The sequence below is a fragment of the Thermostichus sp. MS-CIW-30 genome (assembly GCF_054058015.1).
Genome location: NZ_JBSRZW010000027.1, coordinates 41,159 through 47,979 on the forward strand (window position 1 = coordinate 41,159; position 6,821 = coordinate 47,979).

5 protein-coding genes are annotated in these 6,821 nt (G+C 62.3%); 4 read left to right on the plus strand and 1 reads right to left on the minus strand.

Annotation, left to right across the window (positions count from 1 at the left end):
* Positions 1 to 3: 3 nt before the first annotated feature.
* Positions 4 to 1,170 (plus strand): DNA replication/repair protein RecF, encoded by a 1,167-nt coding sequence (gene recF / locus ACVWXW_RS11520; RefSeq protein WP_457403914.1) that lies wholly within the window; start codon positions 4 to 6, stop codon positions 1,168 to 1,170.
* A gap of 87 nt (positions 1,171 to 1,257) precedes the next feature.
* Here the strand turns inward: recF and ACVWXW_RS11525 are convergent, their stop codons facing one another.
* Entirely contained in the window at positions 1,258 to 2,808 is a 1,551-nt protein-coding gene (locus ACVWXW_RS11525; protein WP_457403919.1) for a YifB family Mg chelatase-like AAA ATPase, read from the minus strand.
* 469 nt (positions 2,809 to 3,277) lie between these two features.
* On the opposite strand from ACVWXW_RS11525, the gene ACVWXW_RS11530 reads away from it, so the two are divergent.
* The 3 genes from ACVWXW_RS11530 (at position 3,278) to ACVWXW_RS11540 (ending at position 6,636) form a co-directional block, all read left to right on the plus strand.
* The gene (locus ACVWXW_RS11530; RefSeq protein WP_457403916.1) at positions 3,278 to 5,275 is read left to right on the plus strand and encodes a peptidase M3; all 1,998 of its coding nucleotides are present in this window, start codon (positions 3,278 to 3,280) and stop codon (positions 5,273 to 5,275) included.
* A gap of 7 nt (positions 5,276 to 5,282) precedes the next feature.
* Entirely contained in the window at positions 5,283 to 6,263 is a 981-nt protein-coding gene (locus ACVWXW_RS11535; RefSeq protein ID WP_457403918.1) for a DNA adenine methylase, read from the plus strand.
* 97 nt (positions 6,264 to 6,360) lie between these two features.
* Positions 6,361 to 6,636: a BolA family protein gene (locus ACVWXW_RS11540; protein WP_011434256.1), complete on the plus strand. Its 276-nt coding sequence runs from the start codon at positions 6,361 to 6,363 to the stop codon at positions 6,634 to 6,636.
* The last annotated feature ends 185 nt before the right edge of the window (positions 6,637 to 6,821 follow it).

The following is a 6,821-nucleotide window of genomic DNA, read 5'->3' on the forward strand; positions in this document are numbered from 1 at the left end:
TTGGTGTACCTGCGTTTCCTGCACCTGCGCCACTTTCGCAACTACCGGGAGCAAGGGATCCCCTTCGACGCGCCCAAAACCATCCTGGTGGGGGAGAACGCCCAGGGTAAGACCAACCTGCTGGAAGCGGTGGAGCTGTTGGCCACCTTGCGCTCGCGGCGGGCCGCTCGGGATCGGGAGCTGGTGCATCAAGAAGAACAGCAGGCGCGGATTGCCGCCACGGTGGAACGGCTGGGGGTGGCCCACGAGCTGGTGATGGAGCTGCGCAGCAGCGGCAGGCGATCCCTGAAGGTGGACGGGCAGGTGCTGCGCCGCCAGGCGGACTTTTTGGGACAGGTGAATGCCGTGGTGTTCTCCAGCCTGGATCTGGAGCTGGTGCGGGGCGCTCCGGAGACGCGGCGCCATTGGTTGGACGGGGTGTTGCTGCAACTGGAGCCGGTTTATCTCGGCCTGGTGGAGCAATATCGCCAGATCCTCAGGCAGCGCAACGCCCTTTTGAAGCAGGATCCCAAGGACTCTGTCCCGCTAACGCAAGCGGCTGCTGGCGTTCAGTTCTCGCAGATGGCCTTCTGGGATGCCCAACTGGCCACCACCGGTAGCCGAATTATGCGCCGCCGCGCCCGGCTGCTGCAACGGCTGGAGCCTTTGGCTGCTCACTGGCACCGGGTCATTAGCGGTGGACGGGAAACCCTGACCCTTACCTATCGACCCCAAGTGCCCCTGCCGGATCCCCAGGCCAGCCCCGAAGTGATCCAAGCCCAGTTTTTGGCCGAGATCCGCGCCAAAGCCGCCGCCGAACACTCCCTGGGCAGCTCTCTGGTGGGCCCCCATCGGGATGAAGTGGAGCTGTGCATTAACGGAGTTGCCGCCCGCGCCTATGGATCCCAAGGCCAGCAGCGCACTCTGGTTTTGGCTCTGAAATTGGCGGAGCTGGAGCTGATCGAGCAGGTGGTCAGGGATCCGCCCTTGCTGCTGTTGGACGATGTGCTGGCAGAGCTGGATCTGCACCGGCAAAACCAACTCTTGGAAGCCATTCAGGAGCGCGTGCAAACCTTGGTTACCACCACCCACCTGGGATCCTTTGACGCCGGCTGGCTCAAAGCCGCCCAAATCCTTCAGGTGCAGGGGGGACAGCTTTTTCCCGACAAAACAGGGGGTGGGATCCCGTAGGGCAGGCCGGAGCTCTGGCAGTGAGGGAAACCCTATCTGGGAGAGGGGCTGGGGGTGGTCGCGTCAGCGGCGCCGAGCGCTTGAGCTCTACAGCCGAGCGCGATCCAGGCTGCGGTATTGAATCGCTTCGGCAATGTGGGTGGGGGCAATGGCCTCCGCGCCCTCGAGATCGGCGATGGTGCGGGCCACCTTGAGGATGCGGTCGCTCCCCCGCGCAGACAGGCCCAGCTTTTGGATGGCGTTCTCCAAAAGGGTGCGACAGGGATCCGACAGGGCACACCACTGCCGCAGGTGGCGGGATTGCATCTGGGCGTTGCAGTGGATCCCAGGCTCGTTTTGAAAGCGCTGCCGCTGTCGTTGTCGTGCCCGCTCCACCCGCCGCTGCACCGCTTGGGAAGATTCGCCGCCCTGGGCGCGGACAATTTCTTCCGGCTTAAGGCGGTTGACCCGCACCTGCAGGTCGATGCGATCCAGCAGCGGGCCGGAGAGCTTGGACCAGTAGCGCTCCCGCTGTTGCGGCGTACAGGTGCAGGGGTGAACGGGATCCCCGTAGAAGCCGCAGGGACAGGGGTTGGTGGAGGCCACCAGGGTGGTTTGGGCGGGAAACTCCAGGGAAACGCGGGCGCGGGAGATGGTGACTTTGCCATCTTCCAGGGGTTGGCGCAGCACCTCCAGCACCTCCCGCCGGAATTCCGTCAGCTCATCCAGGTAGAGGATGCCATGGTGGGCCAGCGAGATTTCCCCGGGCTTGGGGTAGGGGCCGCCACCCACCAGCGCCACTGCCGAAGCCGAATGGTGGGGAGCGCGAAAGGGCCGCTGGGTGATCAGGGGGGTCTGGCGTCCCAGGTGCAGGTTTTGCCGCAACAGGCCGGCTGCCGAGTAGATGCGGGTGATCTCCAACATCTCTTCCCACTGCAGCTGGGGCAGAATGCCGGGCAGTCGCCGCGCCAGCATGGTCTTGCCCGCTCCCGGGCTGCCCACCAGCAACAGGTTGTGCCCGCCGGCTGCCGCGATCTCCAGAGCCCGCCGGGCATGTTCTTGCCCCTTCACATCGGCCAAATCCAGCAGGGGTTCCGTTTCGGTTGGCAACATCTGTTCTGGCTGGATCCGCACCGGCTCAACTCCCTCTGGGTTTTGCAGCCAGCCCACCACCGCCGCCAAGGAGGGCAGCCCATACACTTGGATCCCTTGCACCACCGCTCCTTCCGGCCCATTTTCCTGGGGTACCACCAGGCGGCGGATCCCCATCTCGGCAGCGCTGGCGGCAATAGGCAGAACCCCGGCCACCGGGCGTAGGGTGCCGTCTAGGGCCAATTCCCCCACCATCAGGGTGTTGGCCAGCGCTTCCCCCTCGATCACCCCGGAGGCCGCCAAGATCCCGATGGCAATGGGCAGATCGAAGCTGGGGCCCTCTTTGCGCAGATCGGCAGGGGCCAAGTTGACGATGATCCGCCGCTGGGGTAAAGCAAAGCCGGAGTTCTTGATCGCCGCCCGCACTCGCTCTTTGGCCTCCTGAACGGCAGTATCGGGCAGTCCCACCAAGGTGATCTGGGGCAAGCCACCGCCCACATCCACCTCCACCGTAACCTGCACGGCCCGGAGTCCCAGCAGAGCGGCAGCAGTGACTTGGGCAAACAATGCAGTCACCTCCCTCGGATAGTTCTTTTACCCTTTGCACAAGTGGCCGCAGGCCTATTCTGTCCCAACACGTATCCTGGCCGAAATTGGGATCCCCACGCTGCCGGCTGCATTTGCCCAAGGAGAATGTCACAATCATCTCAGGTTTTTCCTGCCCCAAAGGAGGCACGTCGGTTTTCGCAGTCGCAGTCTTTAATGAATGCGGGATCCCGGATCCGAGCTTGCCGAATGGCTCAGGCTTGGGTTGGCTGTTGCTGCCGCCTTTGCGCAGCACAGCAGCGGTGAGGCTATGTTCTGACCAGGATGGGAACCCCCAGGGGGGGATAGCAGGGATCCGGATCCCTCTGATCGCAGCCTGCACCTCCAACCCAGATTTCCCCAGCCATTTGCCCTTTGGCAGAGGTCAAAAGGCGGGCACACCCCTCTGCCGACAAGCCAACAGAGGGACGACCCCATCTCTAGGAGGCTGATGCCGGTGGTCTTTCCTGCTGCTGAACCCCCTTTCGAGCGTTTCTCTGGCTCTGGGAAAAAGCGCGCCCTAACCTGGAATGAACTGGAGGAGCAGGTGCAGCAGTTTGCCCAGCGCTACCGGGGGCAGGTGGTCCAGCTCAGCCCGCCAGAGCTGGCGGTGGCGCTGCAGGAGTTGTCGGAGCTGACGCAGGCGCTCGCCCTGGCAGCCCATCTTGCCGAGGGTTGCGAGAGCAGCAGCCTTCCAACAGCGATCCCGGCTGAGGCCGAACCAGAGATGGCCTGGACGAAGGCAGACCCCAGCTGGAGGGATCTGGAGCGGGTCATCTCCCTGCAGAGCCAGCTGTTGTTTTTCCCCCTGGAACTGCAATCCCTGACCGCCGTTCCCCTCGGCGAACCCGCAGCTGAGACGCCGCAGGAGCGAGAGGATCGGCCCTCGGATCCCTTGGCCGCTGCTTGTGCCGAGCCGGAGCTGCGCCCCTTTCGCCAGTTTTTGTGTCGCCTCCTGCAGCAGCGGGGTCACCAACAACCGGAGCCTCTGGAGTGCCTGCTCCACCAACAGTACCCAACAGGAAGGTTAGCTTGGCGGCAGTTGTGGCAAGTGACCCTGAACTCGCCTGCCGCGCTCCCAGATCACACCCTTGTCCAGCTAGGAACTCCGTCCCACTGGCGCGAACAGAGCTTACCAACCCACGCCAGCGCCGAAATCCGTTGGGCTGCCTATCAGCGGCTGGGCCAACACCTGGAGGCCCATGCAGATCTGGGTGGGTTTATCCTCAGCACCCTGATCCGCGACCACCTGTGGGAGGCCCAATGGCGGGGCTATGACTCTGCTGCCGAGCTGTATCTGGCCCGCCAGGGCCTGACTCAGACCTTTTTGGAGAACCTATTGGAAGGGATCCGCGATCGGTTTGACCTGTTCCAGCACTATTACCGCCTCAAAAGCAGAACAATGGGACGTTCCATTCGCATCTGCGATCTGCATGCGCCCTGGGGGGATCCCGTGCCGCCCCTGACCTCTGCTGAGGCCACCTCTCTAATCTGGGCAGCCCTGCAGGACTTCTGCCCCGAGTGTGCGGCCCAGGCCAAACCCTGGCTGCTAGAAGTCGGCTCGGCAATCGAGGCAGACAAGCCCAATCGCGCAGCGGGCGCAGCCTTTCGCCCCGGCGAAACGGAGTTCTCGCCCAGGTCGGGAGAAACGGGATCCGGCGGGAGCGAGCTCCTGTTGAAGGTTCTTGCTATCATCAGCCAGCGGCTCCGGCCTGAGGATCCCCAAGTTTGGCTGGATCTGGAGGAGATGCAGGGGAGTTCCGCACTGCTGCCGCGAGCGTGGGGGGTGCAGGCTCACACCGTCTTTTTGCAGCAAATACTCCTGGATCACCTGGTTGCCTCAGCAGTGGGATCCCCTCGCATGGGCAGGCCTGCTCTTTACGACCCAGAGGGGCAAACTGCTCCGCAGCGCTGGCGGGAACGCTCCGGCAGCCTCCAGTTGGCCCAGGCCCTGTTGATACACCATTTGGAAGCCCAGTTGCAGGCGGTGTTTTACCAGAGCTTGATCAGTCGGCTGGAGCTGATTCTCTATCGGTCGGGGCTCCCCGCATGGGAAAATGTGGCAACCTATCCTCTTTGGGTGAGCGAAGAGTGGTTGAAGCTGTGTCAAGAGCTGTGCGGAGATGCGGTGGAACTGTTGCCGGAACACCAGTTTTACTGGGTGGGGATGCCGGAGCTGTTTCTCCACCCCTTTAGTGCCTATCAGGCTAGCCTTGCCAGCCTGGTGGCCTTGGCCTGTCACCGCCGCTATCACAGTTCTCCGCGCAACTTTCTGCCCCACTACCTCCGTTGGTTGGCCAGCCGGCCCGGATCCCTGACTTTGGAAGAAACCACCCAGCTGCTGCAGGCAGATCTGAGCGACCCAGGGGGAGTGTTGCAGGCGCTGGAGGAGCTGGAGCATTGGATCGAGACGCTAGAAAAGCTGCTGGAAGAAAATCCAGATCACTGAACCAACGATGACCCACCCTTGTTCTCTTGGACATAGGCGTGCTCTGCGGCGGGAAGAACTCTGGAACCCTGTACCCGACTCCTGCGAACCCACCCCAGCGGAGCCAGCCGTTAAAGCGCGTCCCTTCCTAAAATGGGCAGGGGGAAAAGGGCAACTGCTCAGCCAATACGAACCCTTTTTCCCTCGCGCCTGGAACACCTATCACGAGCCCTTTTTGGGGGGTGGAGCGGTCTTTTTTCATCTGGCCCAAGGGATCCCATCGGGTTCTCGACACTTTGTTTTGTCGGATATCAACCCTGAGCTGGTGAATGTGTATCGCTGCGTGCGGGATCACGTGGAGGAGCTTATCGCCCTGCTCAGCCACCACCAAGCCCACCACAGCCGGGATTATTACTACACCATCCGCGCGGCTCGATTTGAAGATCCGGCGCAACGGGCTGCCCGCCTGCTGTACTTGAACAAAACCTGTTTCAACGGCCTCTACCGGGAGAACTCGCGGGGAGAGTTCAATGTTCCTTTGGGCCGTTACCGCAATCCCCGCATTTGCGACGCGGAGAACCTACGGGCTGTGGCACGGGTTTTACAAGGCGTGGAGATCGCGGTGCAGCCGTTTTGGCAGGTGCTAGAACGGGCCGAACCCGGAGATTTCGTCTATTTGGATCCCCCTTACTATCCCCTTTCTGCCAGCAGTAGCTTCACAGCCTACAGCCGGTTTGCCTTCGGCGAAGCGGAACAGATCCGCCTGCAAGAAGTGTTTGGAACATTGGCCGACCGAGGCGTGCAGGTGCTGCTCTCCAATTCCGATTGCCCCTTTGTGCGGGAACTGTACCGGGATTACCCCATCCAGACCATCTCTGCCAGCCGTGCCATCAACGCCCAGGGCCACAAACGCGGTCCCATCACCGAGGTCTTGGTGCTGAGCCATCCCAGCCTGGCCACCGCCTGCAGTGGGCCGGAAGGGATCCCGTTTTGCCCCGGAACCGTCTAGGGTAAATGAGCAGGTCGAGATCCAAGGCGGGATCTCGAGCTTGGACACACTATTGCTCCGCAACGCTGACGCGACGAGACAACGGGAACAACAGCGCATGGATCCACGAGAAATTGAGGCATTGGTACGGGCTGCCCTACCCGGCGCAAGGGTGCAGGTGGAAGACACTGTCGGCGATGGCCATCATTTCCAGGCCATCGTGGTGGCGGAACAATTCCAGGGCTTGCCCCTGATCAAACAGCACCGGCTGGTGAATGAGGCCCTGAAAGCTTACCTGCAGGATGGCCGCCTACATGCTTTAGCCCTGCGCACCTTTACCCCCGCCCAGTGGGAGCAACTCCAGGGGCTGGATTCTGGTTCATCAGCCAATTGAGCCAAGAGGAGCATTCCCAGTCGGGCTGTGCATCGCCTCAACTCCTCTCTCCCTTTGAGAAAGGGGCTGAAGCTGTCGCAAACGGGAATCTTGACATCCTCCCCGGCCTGAAGGCCGGAGATTCCTACCACGCTGCGCATGGATGGCTCCTTGCGCAGTCGTCTCGGCGGGTTCCTGCTTCCGAC